Raw genomic sequence first — 2599 nt, forward strand, 5'->3', positions numbered from 1 at the left:
GTATGCGATCCATAGACCACGCCTCTCAGAGAGAAGTCAGATGGTGCTGGAGGTGCTGGAGGTGTGATACGTCGCGCTGTTCAGCGCAGATTGGCCGGCATCATCCAGGGTAGAAGCGCGTCGTAGTCGTCGACGGTCTTCGCGAGCGGAAGCCGTTGGAACAACCAGAGGAGATACCGATAGGGATCAATGCCATTGGCCTTGCAGGTCTCCACGAGGGAGTACAGGTTGGCGCTGGCATTCGCTCCGTCGACAGTGTCTGAGAACAACCAGCTGCGGCGTCCTACGCAGAATGGCCGGATTGCATTCTCACAGGGGTTGTTCGAGATCGGCCAGTCACCGTTCTCGACGTAGCGCACCAACTTTGGCCACTGCCCGTGCATGTACTGCAGCGCCTTCCCAAGCAGGCTACCGGGTACGACAGCGGGCATTTGCTCGAGCATCAGTTTGCGGATGACGCCGAGCACATGAGTACTGTAGCGTCGCCGCAGTCGTTGTCGTCGCTCGGCCCCCCAATCCGCACTTCGCGCCTCGGCTAAATACAGCTTGCCAATCAGCACGATGAAGCGTGTGGCCAGCAGATCTGGCGTTCGCGCGGCTTTGGGCACGCTGGCCTCGGCCTTCACGAACCCGCGTCGCACGTGCGTCCAGCATCCGAGATGGACGAGTTGGTGATCGTGCGCGATGCCGTTGTAGAGCGAGTAGCCATCGGTCATCAGGGCCGCGCCTTTGCGCACGCCCTCGAACAGTGGCTGCCCCTGCTGGTGGCCGCGACCGGGGGTATAGATGAACAGCCGAATCGCCGGCCCCGATCCGGTCATCATGCACCACAACTGGCTCTTGGTCTGTGGCCGGCGATCTTTCTCCTTGAGGACCTGGAAGGTCGTCTCGTCGCAGTAAATCAGTTCGGCGTCGAGTACGTGGTCGCACATCAGGTTGATCACCGGCTGCGTGGCCAGACCGACACGAACCATGCTCGCGGCAATCGTGTTCGACGAGATGTCGCCACCGAAGCGGCGCAGCAAGCCGGCCTGGCGATATAGGGGCATGCCGAACTGGTACTTGCCCGTGGCAATCCAGGCCAGTGCCGACTCCGTGAACAGGCCGCGGGGAATGATCCGCGGCGGTGCTGGCGTCACCTTGATGCCCAGGTCGCAGCACGGGCAGGCGCGCTTGACGCGCTGGTGCTGGATGACACGAACCTGCTCCGGGATCACGTCCAACTGTTCGCTGATCTCGACACCGATCTCGACCAGCGCATGGCCATCGTTTGCACAGAAGCGCTCGGACTCAGGCAGATCGTGACGTACCACTTCGCGCGGCAGATTGGGGTCCAGCGGCTTGCGGTGACCACGCTTTTTGCGGGTGTGTGCGGCGACCTTCGTCCCAAGCGTGTCTTCCTGCGCAGGGGGCGCGTTGGACGCGAGTGCTTCAGCTTCGTTGAATAGCCCGAGTTGGCCCGCATCTCGCGCTTCGCTCTTGGCGCCGAACAGTTCGCGACGATAGGCGCGCAGGCGCTCCTCTGCCAGATCACGCTCTGCGCTCACGAGACGTAACTCGCTGCGCAGCACTTCATGGTCGTGCTGAAGCTGGCCATACGCTTCGCGCGTGGCCAGCAATTCCTGAAGTTCCTCGGTGGTGATCGAGATGCTGATGGGCATGTCGACTTGGACCGACATGCCCGTGTGCAGTTCAGCTTGCGCGGGAATAAAAACGCTGCGGGTGTTTCTTGACGACAGCAATGTCGATGCCGTCGAGCAGCCAGTGCAACTGCTCGACGGTAAGCTTGACGATGTCGGCCGTGTCAGGCCATACGAATCGATCCGCCTCCAATCGCTTGAGGAACAGCCAGAAGCCGGTGCCATCCCAGCCGAGGATCTTGATCCGGTCGCGCCGGCGATTGCCGAATACGTAGAGCGATGAATCCAGAGGGTTCAGGCGCGCCGCTTGCTCGACCAGAATCGATAGCCCGTTGATGCCCAAGCGGAAGTCCACCGGATCCCGATGCAAGAATACCTTCAGGCCATCGTCGAACCGGAACACGGCATCCTCCCCAGCATCTGGACAATCGTCGTCAGCCCTTCGAGATCTGCCGGGCTCAGATCCAGCTCGACCCCATTGGGCAATCGCACATGCAGCGCCAGGGCCGAACAGGCCCGGTCCGCAACGGCTAGCGATCCTGCCGGTGCCGATACAGCGTGCACAGCCGCGAATGCCGATGGCCGTTCCTGGGCCATCATTCCCGCCTGTGCAACAGAATCCTCCAGCCGCTCTGGCAAATCTGCGTCTTGCCCGACAGCCATCGCCAACTCGCCCGCCGAGCGCTCACGTTCCAGCAGATACTGCGCGATCCATTTGCGTAGCAAGCTGACATGCACGCCACTGTCTTGTGCACGGCGCGCGATGGAGACACCAGGTATCAGGCAAGCCTCGACCAGCGCCCGCTTGCTAGCCTTGTCGTAGCGCTTGCGGCCTCTGCTGTTGCTGCTCACAACCTTCAGTTCCGGGGATTCAATCATCGATGTTCTCCTGGGGTTGGTGGAGAACATCATCCGCATTCAGATCACCAGTTGATAGACGCCGATGATGGACCGCTTAC

Annotated in this window: 3 protein-coding genes; all 3 read right to left on the reverse strand. The window is 61.3% G+C overall.

The window, feature by feature from the left end; translation table 11 throughout:
- Positions 1 to 80 precede the first annotated feature (80 nt).
- The 3 genes from tnpC to MKD50_RS30220 are packed head-to-tail and all read right to left on the reverse strand — an operon-like array spanning position 81 to position 2519.
- Complete coding sequence (gene tnpC / locus MKD50_RS30210; RefSeq protein WP_252669753.1) at positions 81 to 1661, reverse strand: IS66 family transposase; 1581 nt, start codon at positions 1659 to 1661, stop codon at positions 81 to 83.
- Between the two features lie 31 nt (positions 1662 to 1692).
- Positions 1693 to 2043 (reverse strand): IS66 family insertion sequence element accessory protein TnpB, encoded by a 351-nt coding sequence (gene tnpB, locus MKD50_RS30215; protein ID WP_252669749.1) that lies wholly within the window; start codon positions 2041 to 2043, stop codon positions 1693 to 1695.
- Positions 2019 to 2519 carry a transposase gene (locus tag MKD50_RS30220; protein WP_252669751.1) on the reverse strand — a complete coding sequence of 167 codons (501 nt, stop codon included), beginning with the start codon at positions 2517 to 2519 and terminating at the stop codon, positions 2019 to 2021. The genes tnpB and MKD50_RS30220 overlap by 25 nt, the downstream gene beginning before the upstream one ends.
- Positions 2520 to 2599: the final 80 nt, after the last annotated feature.

The sequence above is a fragment of the Cupriavidus mimosae genome (assembly GCF_023952485.1).
In the GTDB taxonomy this organism is placed as follows: Bacteria; Pseudomonadota; Gammaproteobacteria; order Burkholderiales; family Burkholderiaceae; genus Cupriavidus; species Cupriavidus taiwanensis_C.

Bases quoted from the DNA above. Each gene is read 5' to 3' on its own strand.
- MKD50_RS30220 (WP_252669751.1), bottom strand. From the start codon at position 2,519: ATGATTGAATCCCCGGAACTGAAGGTTGTGAGCAGCAACAGCAGAGGC.
- tnpC (WP_252669753.1), bottom strand. From the start codon at position 1,661: ATGCCCATCAGCATCTCGATCACCACCGAGGAACTTCAGGAATTGCTG.